Annotated in this window: 22 protein-coding genes; all 22 read left to right on the top strand. The window is 49.9% G+C overall.

The window, feature by feature from the left end:
• Entirely contained in the window at positions 1 to 279 is a 279-nt protein-coding gene (locus V3O24_RS04470) for a hypothetical protein (protein WP_331306366.1), read from the top strand.
• The gene (locus V3O24_RS04465; protein WP_331306365.1) at positions 269 to 727 is read left to right on the top strand and encodes a DUF3310 domain-containing protein; all 459 of its coding nucleotides are present in this window, start codon (positions 269 to 271) and stop codon (positions 725 to 727) included. Before V3O24_RS04470 ends, V3O24_RS04465 begins: the two co-directional genes overlap by 11 nt.
• A complete protein-coding gene (locus tag V3O24_RS04460) occupies positions 724 to 1,035 on the top strand; it encodes a hypothetical protein (RefSeq protein ID WP_331306364.1) in 312 nt (103 codons plus the stop codon). The genes V3O24_RS04465 and V3O24_RS04460 overlap by 4 nt, the downstream gene beginning before the upstream one ends.
• Before the next feature lie 3 nt (positions 1,036 to 1,038).
• A complete protein-coding gene (locus V3O24_RS04455) occupies positions 1,039 to 1,227 on the top strand; it encodes a hypothetical protein (protein ID WP_331306363.1) in 189 nt (62 codons plus the stop codon).
• A complete protein-coding gene (locus V3O24_RS04450; RefSeq protein ID WP_331306362.1) occupies positions 1,224 to 2,558 on the top strand; it encodes a hypothetical protein in 1,335 nt (444 codons plus the stop codon). Before V3O24_RS04455 ends, V3O24_RS04450 begins: the two co-directional genes overlap by 4 nt.
• Positions 2,551 to 3,363 carry a hypothetical protein gene (locus tag V3O24_RS04445; protein ID WP_331306361.1) on the top strand — a complete coding sequence of 271 codons (813 nt, stop codon included), beginning with the start codon at positions 2,551 to 2,553 and terminating at the stop codon, positions 3,361 to 3,363. The genes V3O24_RS04450 and V3O24_RS04445 overlap by 8 nt, the downstream gene beginning before the upstream one ends.
• Before the next feature lie 3 nt (positions 3,364 to 3,366).
• Positions 3,367 to 6,012, top strand: a complete 2,646-nt coding sequence (locus V3O24_RS04440) for a toprim domain-containing protein (protein WP_331306360.1) — start codon at positions 3,367 to 3,369, stop codon at positions 6,010 to 6,012.
• Positions 6,013 to 6,024: 12 nt separating this feature from the next.
• Positions 6,025 to 6,600, top strand: coding sequence for an MT-A70 family methyltransferase (locus V3O24_RS04435; protein ID WP_331306359.1), 576 nt, complete (start codon positions 6,025 to 6,027; stop codon positions 6,598 to 6,600).
• 232 nt (positions 6,601 to 6,832) lie between these two features.
• Entirely contained in the window at positions 6,833 to 7,459 is a 627-nt protein-coding gene (locus V3O24_RS04430) for a hypothetical protein (RefSeq protein ID WP_331306358.1), read from the top strand.
• Complete coding sequence (locus tag V3O24_RS04425; protein WP_331306357.1) at positions 7,459 to 7,920, top strand: hypothetical protein; 462 nt, start codon at positions 7,459 to 7,461, stop codon at positions 7,918 to 7,920. The genes V3O24_RS04430 and V3O24_RS04425 overlap by 1 nt, the downstream gene beginning before the upstream one ends.
• Positions 7,921 to 7,939: 19 nt before the next feature.
• On the top strand, positions 7,940 to 8,182 hold the full coding sequence (locus V3O24_RS04420) for a hypothetical protein (RefSeq protein WP_331306356.1): 243 nt from the start codon (positions 7,940 to 7,942) through the stop codon (positions 8,180 to 8,182).
• A gap of 36 nt (positions 8,183 to 8,218) precedes the next feature.
• A complete protein-coding gene (locus tag V3O24_RS04415; protein ID WP_331306355.1) occupies positions 8,219 to 8,605 on the top strand; it encodes a hypothetical protein in 387 nt (128 codons plus the stop codon).
• A 446-nt stretch (positions 8,606 to 9,051) separates the two neighbouring features.
• A complete protein-coding gene (locus V3O24_RS04410) occupies positions 9,052 to 10,239 on the top strand; it encodes a hypothetical protein (RefSeq protein ID WP_331306354.1) in 1,188 nt (395 codons plus the stop codon).
• 90 nt (positions 10,240 to 10,329) lie between these two features.
• Positions 10,330 to 10,623, top strand: coding sequence for a hypothetical protein (locus tag V3O24_RS04405; RefSeq protein ID WP_331306353.1), 294 nt, complete (start codon positions 10,330 to 10,332; stop codon positions 10,621 to 10,623).
• A 35-nt stretch (positions 10,624 to 10,658) separates the two neighbouring features.
• On the top strand, positions 10,659 to 10,967 hold the full coding sequence (locus V3O24_RS04400; RefSeq protein ID WP_331306352.1) for a hypothetical protein: 309 nt from the start codon (positions 10,659 to 10,661) through the stop codon (positions 10,965 to 10,967).
• Between the two features lie 148 nt (positions 10,968 to 11,115).
• A complete protein-coding gene (locus V3O24_RS04395; protein ID WP_331306351.1) occupies positions 11,116 to 11,421 on the top strand; it encodes a hypothetical protein in 306 nt (101 codons plus the stop codon).
• 8 nt (positions 11,422 to 11,429) lie between these two features.
• Entirely contained in the window at positions 11,430 to 12,887 is a 1,458-nt protein-coding gene (locus V3O24_RS04390; RefSeq protein WP_331306350.1) for a DEAD/DEAH box helicase, read from the top strand.
• Positions 12,888 to 13,001: 114 nt separating this feature from the next.
• Complete coding sequence (locus V3O24_RS04385; protein WP_331306349.1) at positions 13,002 to 13,712, top strand: hypothetical protein; 711 nt, start codon at positions 13,002 to 13,004, stop codon at positions 13,710 to 13,712.
• A gap of 69 nt (positions 13,713 to 13,781) precedes the next feature.
• Complete coding sequence (locus V3O24_RS04380) at positions 13,782 to 14,051, top strand: hypothetical protein (protein ID WP_331306348.1); 270 nt, start codon at positions 13,782 to 13,784, stop codon at positions 14,049 to 14,051.
• Positions 14,052 to 14,441: 390 nt separating this feature from the next.
• Entirely contained in the window at positions 14,442 to 14,765 is a 324-nt protein-coding gene (locus V3O24_RS04375; RefSeq protein WP_331306347.1) for a hypothetical protein, read from the top strand.
• 49 nt (positions 14,766 to 14,814) lie between these two features.
• Positions 14,815 to 16,131 carry a DUF3440 domain-containing protein gene (locus V3O24_RS04370; RefSeq protein ID WP_331306346.1) on the top strand — a complete coding sequence of 439 codons (1,317 nt, stop codon included), beginning with the start codon at positions 14,815 to 14,817 and terminating at the stop codon, positions 16,129 to 16,131.
• A gap of 7 nt (positions 16,132 to 16,138) precedes the next feature.
• Positions 16,139 to 16,496, top strand: a 358-nt coding sequence (locus V3O24_RS04365; protein WP_331306345.1) for a hypothetical protein, incomplete at its 3' end; no start/stop codon positions are given.

The following is a 16,496-nucleotide window of genomic DNA, read 5'->3' as shown; positions in this document are numbered from 1 at the left end:
ATGAGCGACTACGACAAACGGATTATTCCGCCGTTCGTCAACGTCGGTAAACATGAGCGAATGCTAAACCTGTCCGCCATGACCGAAAACCAGCGCCGGACCATTTGGATAGGCATAAAAACCGCCAATCCGGCGCTGGCTAAACTGCTAAAAACCGACGGCAACATCGCAGAACTAAAACAACAACTGAACGCCACCGTACAGCTCACAGTCGCAGACTGCAACCGCTACATGGAGGCTGGGTTAAAAGCAATTGAGGAGAAAAACAATGATTACTAACCCTTTAAACATACAAATCGGCGGAGACCACTACAAAAACATGACTATTCAGCCGGTTGAATATATCCATCAAAATAACCTCAGTTTTTTAGCCGGCTGCATCATCAAACGTATTTGCCGATTTAACAAACCGGGCGGCAAAGGGAATCAGGATCTACAAAAGATCAAACACGAACTCGATTTATTGATCGACCAATACAACAAAGGCTATCTCGGCGCAGGGTCATTAACCCAATGTCTACCCTTAGTTATTGACCCGCTCACATTTTTTGAGGCAAACCAATTGGGTGATGAACAGCGCACCATGATTACGCTAATCACCGCGTACCATCATAGCTACGATATTACAGCGCTGTATGAAGCCCGAATACTGATTATCGACATTATCAGCGCCTTTAATCGCTCAAACTGGATTGCCGATGCGGCGGCCAAGGTGGTGCAATCATGACTGCCACCCACCTGCTTCCCAGCCTAACCACAGAAAACTACGCCGACGCAGTAGCTAGCCTATTGGAAATCGCCGTAAAAGATTGCGGCGGCTCTAAGCCCTGCGCAATGGTGCTGCTCAATGCCTACAATTGCGACATCACCGACCTTTGCTGTCTGGATGAAAAGCGTTATAGCGCTGCCCTGGTCGTTATCCGCTGCCGTGCGGAATTATGCCGCGAACCGCATGAGTTCATAGAAAACGGCGACAGAGTATTCGATGCATTGTGGATGCAATGGAAACGTCACAGCAAGAAAACAAGGCGGTAAGTCATGTGCCATCAACCACTAAGCGACAAAGGCTGGCTGCGCCAATATTGGCCGCAGCACCGTAGTCCGCATCTTGAGCACTTTATCGGCCTGATCGTAAAACGACTCAACTACTGCCCAAAACCGACCGCCCGGCAACTGGAAGCAGTACGTCAAGCGGCGTATAGGGACATGACCGGAGCGGTTAAATGACAGCCTATTACAACGAAAACGACCCCAAAGCCGCCGCCTGGCTTCGGCAACTGATAAAAAACGGCGCTATCGCCCCCGGAGAAGTCGATGAACGCAGCATTACCGAAGTCCAACCTTCAGACCTTAACGGATTCACCCAAATTCACCTGTTCGCAGGCATCGGAGGCTGGTCGCTTGCCTTGCGCATTGCCGGATTGCCTGACGATTACCCGATCTGGACCGGCAGCTGTCCCTGCCCGCCCTTCTCCGTCGCCGGCAAAAAGAAAGCCTGTCCTGAATGCCAAAGCGCAAGCCTACTTCCGCATCCTTACCGAACCGGCGTATTTGCCTGCTGTGATTGCGGGCGCCAATGGCACGCTGACGAAAGACACCTTTGGCCTGAATTTCATCGGCTCATCCAAGAGTGCCGCCCTGCAATCGTCTTTGGCGAGCAAGTTGCCGGAGCGGATGGCGAAGTTTGGCTCTCGGGTGTACGGGCAACGCTGGAAATACTCGGCTATGGCGTTGGGGCCGCAAATATTGGTGCACACAGCGTCGGCTCGTACCACCAAAGACAACGCCTATATTGGTTGGCCCACCGCGACGCAATCGGATTCGACAGCGGGCGCACGTCCGCCGGATGCAAAACGGGGCAGCTGTCCGGGGTTAGTCGCAGCGGCGAATATGGCGTCATGGCCGACGACCAGAGCGAACGATGCGAACGGGGACAAAATACCGCCGAACAGGCAGGGTGGATTAGCCTTGAAACAAACAGTTCAATTTGCTGCATGGCCCACGCCAATGGCGGGAACGCCGGCACAGAACGGCAACAATCCAGCAGGAAACAACGATTACAGCCGGAAAACTGTCGCTCTGAGCAGCTGGGCGACTCCGGCAGCCAGAGATTACCGCACAGCCAATTTAAAACCGTATGCAGAGCGCGGCGGCAAAGCAAAAGGCGAGCAGCTCTGCAACCAAGTTGTGCATTTTGCATGTTGGCAAACACTGACGGCTGCCATGAAATCGCGCTCAGAGCATTTCAAGAGTGTTGCTGTACTTCCGACCGAAGTGGAGATGATGCCGATGCGCATAACCCAGACTGGCTATCTGCTGACTGGATCTACTGCCGGGACGATAAGTGGCGGCCAGTTGAATCCGGCACATTCCCGTTGGTTGATGGGTTACCAAAAGGCATGGTGTATAGCGGCGATCCAGGCGCACCGATCGATGCCGACCAAACGGCGGAAGCGCGCGTAATGCGCCTGCGCGGCTACGGCAACGCCATCCATCCGCACCTCGCGGCTGAATTCATCAGCTTATCGCTTGAAGTATTGGAAAGCAGTCATGGATAAAAAACCATTAAGAGTTTTATCGCTGGGCGCGGGCGTCCAATCATCGACATTAGCGCTGATGGCTGCGCATGGCGAACTTGAAATGCCGGATTGCGCGATATTCGCCGATGTACAAGCAGAGCCTGAAAGCGTTTATTCCTGGCTTGATTGGCTTGAAAAGCAATTACCATATCCTGTTTACCGAATTACCAGAGGTAATCTCGCTGAGCAGGCGTTAATTATAAAAACCTCAAAGAACGGCAATCAATATCATAAACATGCTCCTCCAGCCTTCATTCTTGATGAAGATACCGGAGAATTCGGCATCATGATGCGCCAATGCACCAGCGATTTTAAAATCTATCCTATCCGAAAAAAACTTCGTGAATTAGGTGGAAAACAGCAAGGTGTCGAGCAATGGCTAGGTATTAGCCTGGATGAAGTGCAGCGCATGAAGCCAAGCCGCGACAAATGGATAACAAACCGATGGCCCTTGATTGAAAAACGGTTTACTCGGTATCAATGCCTACAATGGATGCAAGAAAAAGGCTATCCGGCACCGCCGCGCTCAAGTTGTTCGTTTTGCCCGTATCACTCGCCTGCTGAATGGCTGCGTTTAAAAAATGACGAACCCGAATCGTTTTATAGTGCCGTCGCGTTTGAAAAAAAGTTTCAGATTGCTATGTCGCATGTATCTGGTTTTAGAGGTAAACCATTTTTGCACCGATCATGCCAACCGCTAGACACCATAGATTTTGAAGCCATGCTAAAAACCTATCAAACGGACCTGTTCGGCAACGAATGCGAAGGCATGTGCGGTGTATAAACGATGAAATTCGACCTAACCCCACAAATCGTAGACAACCTGATCCGCGAATTCAAATTCAAACACGTTGGCGAACACCTGCGCGAAGGCGTTTGCCCGGCGTGCAGCAAAAAAACACTCTGGACCTGGGCGTCCAAGCCCGGCATGGTGCAATGCAACCGCACCAACAACTGCACCTGGCAGGCGACCAGCAAAGAGCTGTTCCCCGAACTGTTCGAAAACCTAAACAAAAAATACCCGGCCACCCAAGAAAGCCCAAGCCAAACCGCCGACGCCTACCTGTCGCTGATTCGCGGCTTTAACCCCGACAAGATCAAAGGCTGGTACGAACAAGGCAAATACTGGCACCCGGGCGGCGATAAAGGCACTGCCTCGGTACGCTTTTATCTGGATGACGAAAAAACCGTCATGTGGGAGCGCCTGATTGATGACGTCACCATCACCGATGAAGACGGCGGCAAGGAAACCCGCAATAAAAACTTCAAAGGCAGCTTCCGTGGTCTTTGGTGGAAGCCGCCCGGCTTGACCATCAACGACCAGGACGAAATCTACTGGTGCGAAGGCATCCTGGACGCCATCGCCCTGAATCTGAGCGGCGTTAAAGCCGTAGCGATCATGTCATCCGGCACCTTCCCAAGCGAGTCGATCAAGCCGCACCTGGGCAAAAAGATCAAGTGGGTGATTGCGATCGACAACGACGCCACCGGCCGCCGCTGCCTGAAAAAACACGCCGAAAAGCTGCGCGAACTGAAAGAAGCCGTCCACGCGGCAATCTCCAGCGAAACCGAAGAAAAGCAAGACTGGAACGACCTGTACAAAGCCGGAAAACTGACCGAACAGGACATGCGCCATTATCGGTTCCTGGGCCGTGTCGAACTGGCGCAAAACTATTACGAAAAAGCGAGGACCATTTGGGAGCATAACCAAAAAAAGCTGTTTTTCGTGTTCACCTTCGCTAACAGCACCTACTCCTTCAGCATCGACCCGACCGAGTATGAAAAAGCCGTCACCAAAGAGCACGAAACCGACCCGTTAAAAGCTGAAAAAATAGCCTTCAACCACGCCAGCAAAATCAAAGAAATCGCCACCTTCAAAATGGACTTTCTGTATTTCCAAAAGCCCGACAACGGCGAAGACGGCCAGTATTTTTTTAGATTCAATTTCAGTAACAAAGCCGCCGAAGTGCAGCTGCCGTTCGGAGGAAAAACCTTTGGCGGTGCCGGCGACTTTAAAAAGTCCGTCATGCACCTCACCCCGTCGGCCCTGTTCACCGGCAGCACTAAAGATCTGGATTATATGTATCGGGATTGGATGGGCCACATCCCAAAGATCGTCAAAACCCTGGATTACGTCGGCTACGACAGCAACACCAGCGCTTACGTTTATCTCGATTACGCTGTCGAAAACGGCAAACTGCTGAACCTCAACAAAGAATCGTTTTTCCAGCTCAAAAAATCAGGGATCAAAACAACCGTGGACATCAAGCAACGCCTCAACACCAAAATGGTCGCCGACTGGCTGCCTGACTATCAAACGGCGTTCGGTACCGGCGGCATGGTCGCGCTGTCGTGGTGGTTCGGCTGCCTGTTTGTCGAACAAGTGCGTCAGCACTACCGCTCATACCCGTTCTTTGAACTCGACGGCGAAGCCGGTTCCGGTAAATCGGATATGGTCGATTTCTTGTGGAAACTGCTGGGCCGCGAGGGCGAATCATTCAACCCCAACACCTCAACACTGGCAGGACGCACCCGTAAGATGGCCGAAGTATCCAACCTGCCGGTCGTGTTCAACGAAACCGACAACGAGAAAATCGCCGAAGACCGCCACGCCAAACAGTTCAACTGGGACGAACAAAAAGACCTGTTCGACGGCGAGTTCGGCCGCGTCACCGGCGTAAAATCGCAGGACAACAGCACCAAAAAGCCGACCTTTAAAGCCGGTCTGATGATCGTGCAGAACGTGCCTGTCGTTGCCTCAGAAGCCATCATGAGCCGCATCATGCGTTGGCAATTCGACCGCTCGCACCACTCGATCGAGGGCAAGCACGCCTCAGACCGCCTCAACATGCTGCCGGTCATGGACGTGTCCGGTTTCCTGTTGCACAGCGTCCAGCGCTCGGAAGCGGTATTAAAGCTATTCACCGAACAATTCAACAAACACCGGGCCACGCTGCAAGCCAATCCCAAGATCAAACTGCAACGTATCGTCGAGAACCACGCCAAAATCATGGCCTTCGCCGACTGCCTGACCATCGTACTGCCGATTTCAGCCGCCGCCATCACCGAGATCCAGCGCGCGCTGATCGTCATGGCCGAAACCCGCCAGGAATCGTTAAACGAAGAGCATCCGGTCGTGCAGCAGTTCTGGGCCAATTTCGACTACATGAACAGCAAAGCCTTGTGGTCTGAAGAAGGAGCGCCGGCGATTGCCGAAAACGTCATGAACCATTCCAGCAAACCGGAAACCGAAATCGCCGTCAACCTGGAGCATTTCCGCCAGCGTTGCGCCGAATTGAAATTGGAACTGATGGACAGCAAAGAACTGCGCCGCTACCTGCCGACCAGCAGGAAACGGCAATATTTACGCAACGAAGCGATCAGGTCCCGGCTTGAATCGCGGGTGGTGCGGTGTTGGATTTTTAAACGATGATATAGAGGGGGAATGATGGTTAACGAATGTACGTTTGACCGTATTGTTATACCTCATGGCGGATACAGCACCATCGTTGCCGACCCTCCGTGGAAGTATAGCAAGTGGGGAAAAGCCAGCGTTGCGCCGCGTGGATCATTCTACGAGCCACATGATAGCGCCATGCCATACCAGACAATGACGGTTGGAGAAATCGCGGCACTGCCAGTCGGAGAGATTGCTGCAGCAGATTGCGATCTGTACCTATGGACCACGCAAAAGTATCTCCCGGCGGCATTCGATGTGCTAAAGGCTTGGGGATTCAAATACTGCCAGACCCTGACGTGGTGCAAGAGGCCAAAGGGAACAGGTCAAGGTGGCCTTTATTGCCCCACTACTGAGTTTTTGTTGCTGGGTCGGAAGGGACGCATGCCGAACGGGAAGAAACGAATTGATACAACGTGGTGGGAAGTAAAGCGCCCTATGAAACACAGCCAGAAGCCGGAGCATTTTCAGGACATCATAGAGGTGCAAGGAGAGGGTCCGAGAATCGAGCTATTTGCCCGTCGCCACCGGCCTGGCTGGGACGTGTGGGGCAATGAGGTATAGCCATGTAGGGAGCGCCCCGCGCACCGCAACAACAGATATTGATGAGAAGAGTTATGAAAAAAAATGATAAAAGAAAATTTAATATGCGCTGCGACAAGTGTGGCGCCTACATGAGCCAGACAGTATGCAATGGTGGTTATGTTTGCAATAAGTGCGATCACTGGCACTCACTATAGCCAAGTAGGGTGCGCACCGCGCACCACAACACACAATAAACACTGAGGAGAGAACAATGACTGAAACTCGCAATACCCGCCAACGCCAGATTCTGGAATGGGCCAATAAAACGTTCGGCAAATCCACCGCCGACAACACCGGCGAGCGCATCCGCCGCTTTGCCGAAGAAGCTATCGAACTGGCTCAAGCCGTCGGCCTGGATAAGCAAGCCATGATCGACATCATCGAACACGTCTACGCCAAAATGCCCGGCAACGTCGCCCAGGAAATAGGCCAAGTCGGCGTCTCGCTACTGGGATTGGCCGAGCACTTAAACATTCAGGCCGACGAGGAAGAGAGCAAAGAATTCGAGCGCATCAAGTCGCTCCCTGCTGATCACTGGCAAGCCCGGAAAAACGCCAAGGCTGATAAAGGCATAGCTTTAATGTCTACTGCCACAGGGTGGTATCGTGACGATATTGCCACTTTTACAACGCTCTGTTTAGTCGATGGTCACAACGTAACCATTGATGACGTTATTAATTGGTCAGATGAACAATGTCGTCAAGCTGAGGAATGGGCTGGAGCATGTCACTTTTGCGCCAGCGATAATAATATTGACGTGCCTGAAATGCCGGCCCATGTCCGTGCTTGTGTCACTGTAAAAGCAACACCTGAAGAATCCTGCGGGAGTTTTAACTAATGGCCTACGCCGAAAATACCACCGTCAGCAGCGAGAAAAGCCGCGCAGAGATAGAGCGCACCTTATCACGCTATGGCGCAAGCTCGTTCATGTACGGATGGAACCAAACCTATGCCCAGATCGCCTTCGACATGAACGGCCGTCGCATCCACTTCAAACTGGCGATGCCCGACAAAAGCGGCTCAGAAATCACCCAAACGCCAACCGGAAAACCTCGCTCAGCCGGCGCAGCGGAACAAGCCTATGAGCAAGCCGTCAGACAGCGCTGGCGTGCGCTGTCATTGGTCATAAAAGCCAAACTGGAGGCCGTTGAAGCCGGTATCACCGAATTTGAAGAAGAATTTCTCGCGCATATCGTATTGCCGAACGGCGGTACCGTCGGTCAATTCATGCTGCCGCAAGTCGAACAATCCTATGCAACGGGGCAAATGCCGCCGTTGTTGCCGGGGCCACATTACTAATCTCATTTAAGGAAAGACAATGATCACACCACAAGAAGCTGAAAAACTGGCTGCCGAAACAATAAAAAACTACATGAACGCCTGCCAATTACAGACTACTCAGGACGCAGGCAACGCCCTAATGAAACTCGTTAGCATGGCCGGTCTGGCAATGTGCGCGACCGTCGGACAAAAAGAAGCAGTGGACAGGCTTCAAGGCACGGCCGCGTATATTGCACAACCGAAATACTCAGGGCCGTGGAAACAAGAACGGGAACACTAATACCTTATCAGTAAAACCCAACATAAGAGCAATAACATGAAACTAAAAAACAACCTGATAGCCGCCTTAATCATTGTTTCCACGCTAAGCCCATCAATATCCGATGCCAAACAGAAAAGAAGCGAATCAGCAAAAAACCACTTTAAAGCCTCGCATCCCTGCCCGGCTAACGGCAATACATCAGGCCCCTGCCCCGGTTATAAAATAGACCATATCAAGCCCTTAGCCTGCAATGGATTGGATGCGCCGAGCAACATGCAATGGCAAACCTACACCGAATCGGATGCCAAGGATAAATGGGAAAGAAAAGATTGCCAGGTAAAACCCATCAAAAACATCTACCAAACCAGCGCAAAAGGCGCTTGTTTTACCTATTCAGCCAGCGGTAAAAAGCGTTATGCAGCGCGCTCTTTTTGCCGTTAAACAGATTAACCGTTTTAGTCAGGAAGATTTATGAACACAAACCCAAAAAAATGCGAAAACAACCATTGCGATCATGTTTTTCCATCAGTGCCGGTTAAACATGGGCGATCAGTCATTTCACATTGTCCAAAGTGCAATACCCGCAATAACTTGCCGCTTGGCACAACGGTAATAAATGAAGTGCCAGGCCTATTAAACTTAAGCAATGACATAAAGGTTTTTAAAATGGACACACTGGGACCGAGAACAATGTGTGTTAGTCCGGATATTTACGACATGCTTAAACCATGATCAAAAAAAAATCTATGTAGGGTGCGCCGTGCGCACCTTATAAACCGTCAATAAATAACTTGCAATTAGGCGAATATCGCCTACAATACCCCATAAAAACAAACCAGCCACCAAGGACGGGCGGCACTACCATTAACATCGTTAAGAGGTTCCTCATGGCAAAATCACATATCTATTGCGCAACAGACGGTTGCAGCAACCGGATCACCCTAATCGGCCACAACCGCAAAGAAGCCGACAGAAAAGCCGAGTGGGCGCAAGTCCAAGGTTTTATTTGCGAAGATTGTAAACAAAACCAACGCGACCAAGCCGCCGTCAAAGCAGCCGACCAAAACGCCGCAATCGGCCTTCCTGCCCTGACCGGCAGCGACAAACAAATCGCCTGGGCGGAAAAACTCCGCGCCGAAAAACTCGACACCATTACCAAAGCGCTATCCGGCGACATGCCTCGGCTGCATATCGACGCTTACTGGGGCACATCCGGTTGGCGTCAGGAAGCCATTGCCATAGATGATGCCAATACCAGCTATGCCGTCGAACTGCTAAAACAACAAACCCGCGCGTCCTGGTGGATCGACCAGCGCGAAAGCAAAATCGGCTTTATCCTGCGCGACTTATTTGTCGCCCATCCGCCGGAACAACCCATAGAAGCCGATCAGCAAGCCATCATCGACGACGCCAAAGCCGAAGCCACGGTCAGGCCGCAAAAACCGATCACCGAAACCGTCGCTGAAATCAGCATCACGCCAAGCGGCGTCTCGGTCCGTTTCCCGGAAAAAATCGAATCGTTCCGCCTGCTGATCAAAAAGCACGGCTTTACCTGGGCCGACGACCATTGGCAACGCACTCTTGTCGGCATCAACGGCAACTCAGAAGACCGCGCGGCGGAAATCGGCCATAGCCTGCTCGGCAATCATTTCATCGTCAGGCAATACAACGTCGACATCCGCGACGCCATGATCAACGGCCGCTTCCAATCCGAACAAACCCGCTGGATTGCGTTATATACCCGCGGCAAAGAAACCGGCCGCCTGTGCATCCGTTGGAGCAAAGACGAAGATTATTACCGGGCCGCCAAACGCATCCCCACCGCGCGCTATGTGAAGCCGCACTTATCGGTAGCCGTCGAGCAGTTCGAGCAGGTGCAGGATTTCGCCGAAGTGAATAATTTTTCTATCACCACCGCCGCGAAAACGGCGATGGATGAGGCGCAGCGGGTTAAGCGAGAGTCATTAATTGCTAAGGTTGATTTGCCCGAGCAGACCAAGAGCGGCGATGATGGTAAGCCGGTAAGGCTCGCTATGCCTGAGTATGTGGATGTTGATGATGATTTACGTGATTGACAACGCCGTTGAATCGACGCTATGTTTTTACCAGGAGCCTCACAACTCTTTTAACAGCGGAACCCACACACGATAGACCATGCGGTTTTTTTGTGCCCATCATTTTTCAGTTACTCGATATTTTCGAGTAACTCAGATTTCGGTAGTTTTGTAAAAGGGGAAGAGTTTCCAAACGATCTGGATTTATTAATCAACTATGAAGTGGGCGGACACTATCTATCGGTCAGTGATGGCGGCATTTTAGATCAGCAATATCTGCGTAGCTATGGAATGGAAAGAACAAAGCCGTCAGATGACGTGGCGTTTATTTGGCTGACAAAAGACATGAAAAAAGTGCATAGATTAAATGCAAGGTGCGCGCCGCGTACCGTTTACGATCTTTGAACGGGTGCGATGCACCTGCATGACTGAGAATATTTATGAGCACAGAAAAAAATTTAAACGACGTAGAAAAATGGTCTGTGTTGGGAGACGGGTTAGGATTCAATGTTAAGAATTGCAATGAATACAATGAAGATGGTGTTCAGTTATCTGGAAATCTGGTTGTTTTTGATTTTTCAGAACTCGTTGATTATGAGAACCACATAGACCTTATCAAAGCGAGAATTAAAGCTGAAGAATTGCTTGCATGGCAATATGGCGAATATGAAAGATTGCTATGCCATCCAAAGCTGGTTATCAGAATTAAAGATAACCTTGGCGAAGATTACTTGAAGCCAGATCCGTAGGCCGGAATAAGGCTACCCAAGCGTAGCGCGTGGTAGCGTTTCCGGCAGCGTTTGTAAACCGTTCGCCGGAAACGCCGGTTATCGCTATCGCTTGAACCGTCTTATTCCGGCCTACATGACTTTTAGATAAATAATTCATGAGAGCATTATGAAACTCGATATAACATGGGCCGATGATTGCCAAGGCAAGAAAGACTATGATGGTGACATCGTAGCGGTATCAACCCGCTACTGGCCAAGTAATCACCAGAAAAACGGCATGTGCTCAGCGATATGCGACATTAGCATGTATGATGGATTCCTTGACCGAAATGGGGAATCAGAACTGCTGATATCGAAGAATTTCGAGGGGGCTACTTTTGCTCAAGTCGCTGAACAAGTTGAACCCTGGGCGCAGGCGCAAATGGATCGTATCGCCGCTGCATTACGAGCTGAGTTCAATCAAGACGCCTAATTAATTTTATGCAAACCACGGCAATCGCCCGCCACCCCATCGCCACCCGCACCCCGCTACTCCCCCAGCAGGTCGACGCCGTCACCAAACTCCTACCCACGCGAGTCGGCGCCTTATTCATGGAAATGGGCACAGGCAAAAGCCGCACTGCCATCGAGCTGGTGCGCTTGCGCCAGCACAAAATCAGCAAAGTGGTCTGGTTCTGTCCGGTATCGTTAAAACCCACTGTGCAGCACGAAATATTCAAACACACCACAGCCACCGCCGCCGATGTCTGCGTATTTAACGACAAAACCAACAGCCGCAACCTCCCGGCTTGTTGGTGGTACGTGGTCGGCGTCGAATCGATGAGCGCCAGCAACCGCGTCGCGCTGACCGTCAACCGCCTGATCGACGACGAAACCCTGGTCATCGTCGATGAGTCGCAGCTCATCAAAGGCCACAAATCCATGCGCACCCAGCGCATTACCGTCATGTCCGAGCGAGCCCGGTACCGGCTGATATTGACCGGTACGCCGATCAGCCAGGGCATTGTCGACCTGTATGCGCAAATGCGCTTCCTGTCGCCGAAAATACTCGGCTACCGGTCGTATTACTCCTTTGCCCGTAACCACCTCGAATACTCGGAAAAATACAAAGGCCTGATCGTGCGCAGCCACAACAGCGAATGGATCGCCGCCAAGATCAAGCCCTACGTCTACCAGGTCACTAAAGACGAATGCCTGGACTTACCGGATAAACTCTACGAAACCCGCTACGTGGACATGACCAGCGAACAGCGCCGGCTGTATGAACAAGCCAAAGAAGAAATATTGACCGCGGACATCGAAGAATTTACCTCTTACACTATTTTCAGACTGTTCACCGCCCTGCAACAAATCAGCTGCGGATTTTGGCGCCGGCGCTATATCGACATTAACGAAAAAGTGCATAAATCGCTGATCGAAATCCCGCATCAGCGCGTAGAAATGCTGTTAGACACGATCAGCAGCATTCCGAATGATAAAAAAGTCATCATCTGGGCAAAATACCATTACGACATCGAACAAATAGCCGCGCATTTGTCGGAGCAATACGGGGCCGATAGCGTGGCGCTGTTTTATGGCGGCATCAAACAGAACGATCGTTCTATTGAGGTGGAAAAGTTCCGCACCCATGCCCGGTTTATGATTTCAACACCCAGTTGCGGCGGCGTTGGACAGACTTGGAACGAAGCGCATTACGTGATTTTTTATAACAATGGTTTTAAATATGCCGACCGCATCCAGGCCGAAGACCGCAATCACCGGATCGGGCAAGATCATAAAGTTGTTTATATCGACATCCGTACCGATGCCGGCATTGATGACCGCATCAGCGCCGCGCTATGGAGTAAAAGCAATGCGGTTAGTGATTTCAAGAAAGAAGTTGACCAGGTAAAGGCCAGCAGCAAGAACAAACTGCGCGAATTCGTGATGCAGTTGTAAAAATAAATTTGACGATTAGGCAATAATTGCCTAAAATTTTGCATAACAGGACAGCAAAGCGGCCACCAGGATGGGAGGCATTAACCATTTACACCGTTAAAGAGGATATCCGCCATGAACATTCTATTAAAACTAATCAACTACCAAGATGATGTAATCTTCGAATCAGCCTACACTGATAGCAAATCATTTAATTATCCAACGTTTAATGCCGAGGAAGCCGATACCTGGCAAATATTCGTCGATGGCGAATTTACAAGCGTTACAACTCGCTATTCCATCTCTGTTCATCAAGATAGCTTCTTCGCCCGACTAAAGAAATGTATTGCGGACCATGCTGACGAATGGAGCGCATTAGCAACCATGCGCCGCGCAATAAACGGAGAATACACCGAACAGGAAAAACAACTTATCGCTAATTATCTACATGATAAATATCATGATGAAGATGATCTTGTTTGTGAAAAATCTGACCGTTTGGTTTGCTATAACGGGACACTAAAGCAGGTTTTTGCTGTGTTTGGAAATATAGCGAATCAATTATGTGCCATAGATAATGATGAATGCACGATGATCCCTGTCATTATTGACGGCAAATCGTTGCAATGGTCATTTACCGGGGATGAAGGCAGCGCAGGTGGAGTTGTGCATATTGTTTACGACAAAGTAAAAAACAGAAGTTATGCCTGCGAAATATCCAGGTTACGCTGGCTCTATTCCTCAGAACTTGAAATGTCGCCTGAAGAGGTCACTGACAGGATTATTCGAGAAGTTGAAATGGGTGAAAATTCATTGACCGGTATAGGTCTACCTGGATGGGTGTAGTAGTTATGTAGGGTGCGCCGTGCGCACCTTATCAACCGGCAATATTATCAATAGCAGAGAGATACGGTCATGGAAAAAAACAATGATTTCAATATCGGAACAAACGATATTGAAAGCCTAAAGAACATCAAGCTAAGCCATGTCTACTGGGATGTAATGCGCCGAGAAAAACGCACAGGATTACCAAGGCTTTATGTCAAAGCCGGCGAGCACTGGATTATAGGAACCGTAAGCCGTAGCAATCTTGGTTATGATTTTAGAGGGCAGCTATCTACGGATCTTCATCCTCAAATAACCGAGGATATGTCGTTGTATGACATGTTATTTCCAAACATCTAAATCATTACGCCAGGGCATAAAAATGAAACCCTTTAAATTATCAAACGCTAATATAGAAAAAATCGTCAACGGCGATTTGACGCTATATGTTGAATGGCCTGCAAATATCCTGGGCGAATACGGAAAAAACCAATGCGCGGATTCTGACGTCGACGACTATATCAATCAAAACCTATGTCTTAATGATGATGAGTTATCGAGTCACTCCCGCCTCGTCATCACCCAAATAACCCCGGGACGCGCATTTTCAACAAAGCATAACAGCTTGATGCCATGTATCAATGTGGTGATAAGAACTCGTCGATCAGTCGATGGTGGGTATTCGACATCGCCAACGAGACATCACATGTGGCAGCCAAACGCTACGAGCGCAGTGCAGGCGTATGGGACATGAATACAATCAATATCAGCAATCAAGAATTCACTTACGCACCTTTTATGAAAAACGCCGTCAAAAAAGGCGAAACCGGTCATGATTACCGATTTCAAACCTTTTTTAAAGCCAGCGAGAAAGCTTTGCTGGAAAACATAGAACGTTGTCTGCTAGTGGAATTCAACGGTGAATTAATCATCGTCTCACCGCAAGAAGCCGAACAGCATCATCTTGAAGAAGTGACACTTTACCGGCATATGACCGGCAATATCGTTTCTTGGAAAAGAGAAGAAGCACATATCGATGATATGCAGGGAGGATTGGGTGAGCTTTTTCAATAAGTCATGTAGGGTGCGCCGTGCGCACCAACATTAACCGGACAAACGCATAATGGCCGACAAACTCCACATCAACATCAATGTCTACCAAGCCTTGCAAAAGCGCTTAGCCTACATTTTTGCCGAGTTCGAAAACATCTATGTCGCATTCAGCGGGGGCAAAGACTCCGGCGTATTGCTCGAACTCACCCTGCACTACATGCGTGAGCAGGGCATTACCCGCAAGATCGGCGTCATGCACATGGACTACGAAGCTCAATACGACATGACCACCCAATATGTCACCCGTGTGATGACCGGCAATGCCGATTTAATCACCCCGTACTGGCTGTGTATGCCCATGTCCGTACCCTGCACGACCTCCATGCACCAATCGGCCTGGATACCTTGGAACCCTGACGAAAAAAACATCTGGGTTAGGCCGATGCCGAATCACCCCTCAGTGATCAACATCGATAACCATAACTTCGACTTTTACCAGCCGGGCATGATCGATTACAACCTGCAGGAGAAATTCATCCATTGGTATCAACAACAGCAAGGCGGCGGATCAACCGTGGCGCTGGTCGGTATCCGCACCCAAGAAAGCCTTAACCGGTTTACCGCTATCGTCCATAAAACCAAAAGCTGGAAAGGTCATATCTGGACCACGGCTACCGGTAAAAACAACTGTGCGGCGTACCCGCTGTATGACTGGGATGTAGAAGACATCTGGACCGCTAACGCCAAGTTCGGTTTTGATTACAACAAACTGTACGACCTGATGTATTACGCCGGGCTAAAACCCCATGACATGCGCGTTGCCAGCCCGTTTTTGGGCGCCGCTCAGGAAACTTTAAACCTGTATCGCATTATCGAGCCGCACACCTGGGGCCGCGTGCTGGGTCGCGTAAATGGCGCTAATTTCACCGCTATTTACGGCGCATCCAAAGCGATGGCCTTTAAAAATATCAGCTTGCCCAAAGGCCATACCTGGAAATCGTATCTCGACTTTTTACTGGCAACATTGCCAGAAGACACGCGCAACAAATACCTGGAAAAGTTTAATTCCAGCATTAACTATTGGACGGAAAAAGGCGGCGCATTGCCCAAGGAAACAGCCGACGAATTGCGCGCGATCGATGCGCCGGCCGAATACCTTGGAGAACCCAGGCGCCAGCAAAAATATACCGGGGAAATGGAATTCGTGAAATTCAGCGAGTACCCTGACGACATGCCGATTAATGATTTTAAATCGGTACCCAGTTACAAACGTATGTGCATCTGCATCTTAAAAAATGACTATGCCTGTAAGTATATGGGCTTTGGCTTAACCCGGCTGGATATGCAGCGGCGCAAGGCGGCGCTGGAAAAATATAAAAACTTGTGAGGTGGTTATGATAAAAAAATATGTGCAAGGCGAGCGGAAAACAGACCCAAAGCTGTACTGCCTGATTGGCAAGATTGCCATTGACAGCAAAATACATAACGAACTGGGTGTCGCCGTCACCGGCAATGATGGTGATCTGTGGTATTTATGGCTAGATGAAATGAATACTGTATTCGGCTTTTGTCAAATGCGCATCGGCAAAAACAAACAAGCCCATATCCGATATTTATGGGCGGATAAGTTGGGCATGAAAATCAAAAACGAATTAATCGAATGGGCGCTGACGGATGCAAAACAGCAAAAGTGCCCGTTGATTTTCACCAATGACCGCGAGACAGCGGGCATCTGGAACCTGTTTAACTTTG

Source organism: Methylobacter sp. Wu8 (genome assembly GCF_036440755.1).
Classification (GTDB): Bacteria; Pseudomonadota; Gammaproteobacteria; order Methylococcales; family Methylomonadaceae; genus Methylobacter_A; species Methylobacter_A tundripaludum_A.
Note: the sequence above shows the minus strand (reverse complement) of the source record. Positions and strands in the feature narration are given on the sequence as shown.

Bases quoted from the DNA above. Each gene is read 5' to 3' on its own strand.
- V3O24_RS04470 (WP_331306366.1), top strand. From the start codon at position 1: ATGAGCGACTACGACAAACGGATTATTCCGCCGTTCGTCAACGTCGGT.
- V3O24_RS04465 (WP_331306365.1), top strand. From the start codon at position 269: ATGATTACTAACCCTTTAAACATACAAATCGGCGGAGACCACTACAAA.
- V3O24_RS04460 (WP_331306364.1), top strand. From the start codon at position 724: ATGACTGCCACCCACCTGCTTCCCAGCCTAACCACAGAAAACTACGCC.
- V3O24_RS04455 (WP_331306363.1), top strand. From the start codon at position 1,039: ATGTGCCATCAACCACTAAGCGACAAAGGCTGGCTGCGCCAATATTGG.
- V3O24_RS04450 (WP_331306362.1), top strand. From the start codon at position 1,224: ATGACAGCCTATTACAACGAAAACGACCCCAAAGCCGCCGCCTGGCTT.
- V3O24_RS04445 (WP_331306361.1), top strand. From the start codon at position 2,551: ATGGATAAAAAACCATTAAGAGTTTTATCGCTGGGCGCGGGCGTCCAA.
- V3O24_RS04440 (WP_331306360.1), top strand. From the start codon at position 3,367: ATGAAATTCGACCTAACCCCACAAATCGTAGACAACCTGATCCGCGAA.
- V3O24_RS04435 (WP_331306359.1), top strand. From the start codon at position 6,025: ATGATGGTTAACGAATGTACGTTTGACCGTATTGTTATACCTCATGGC.
- V3O24_RS04430 (WP_331306358.1), top strand. From the start codon at position 6,833: ATGACTGAAACTCGCAATACCCGCCAACGCCAGATTCTGGAATGGGCC.
- V3O24_RS04425 (WP_331306357.1), top strand. From the start codon at position 7,459: ATGGCCTACGCCGAAAATACCACCGTCAGCAGCGAGAAAAGCCGCGCA.
- V3O24_RS04420 (WP_331306356.1), top strand. From the start codon at position 7,940: ATGATCACACCACAAGAAGCTGAAAAACTGGCTGCCGAAACAATAAAA.
- V3O24_RS04415 (WP_331306355.1), top strand. From the start codon at position 8,219: ATGAAACTAAAAAACAACCTGATAGCCGCCTTAATCATTGTTTCCACG.
- V3O24_RS04410 (WP_331306354.1), top strand. From the start codon at position 9,052: ATGGCAAAATCACATATCTATTGCGCAACAGACGGTTGCAGCAACCGG.
- V3O24_RS04400 (WP_331306352.1), top strand. From the start codon at position 10,659: ATGAGCACAGAAAAAAATTTAAACGACGTAGAAAAATGGTCTGTGTTG.
- V3O24_RS04395 (WP_331306351.1), top strand. From the start codon at position 11,116: ATGAAACTCGATATAACATGGGCCGATGATTGCCAAGGCAAGAAAGAC.
- V3O24_RS04390 (WP_331306350.1), top strand. From the start codon at position 11,430: ATGCAAACCACGGCAATCGCCCGCCACCCCATCGCCACCCGCACCCCG.
- V3O24_RS04385 (WP_331306349.1), top strand. From the start codon at position 13,002: ATGAACATTCTATTAAAACTAATCAACTACCAAGATGATGTAATCTTC.
- V3O24_RS04380 (WP_331306348.1), top strand. From the start codon at position 13,782: ATGGAAAAAAACAATGATTTCAATATCGGAACAAACGATATTGAAAGC.
- V3O24_RS04375 (WP_331306347.1), top strand. From the start codon at position 14,442: ATGAATACAATCAATATCAGCAATCAAGAATTCACTTACGCACCTTTT.
- V3O24_RS04370 (WP_331306346.1), top strand. From the start codon at position 14,815: ATGGCCGACAAACTCCACATCAACATCAATGTCTACCAAGCCTTGCAA.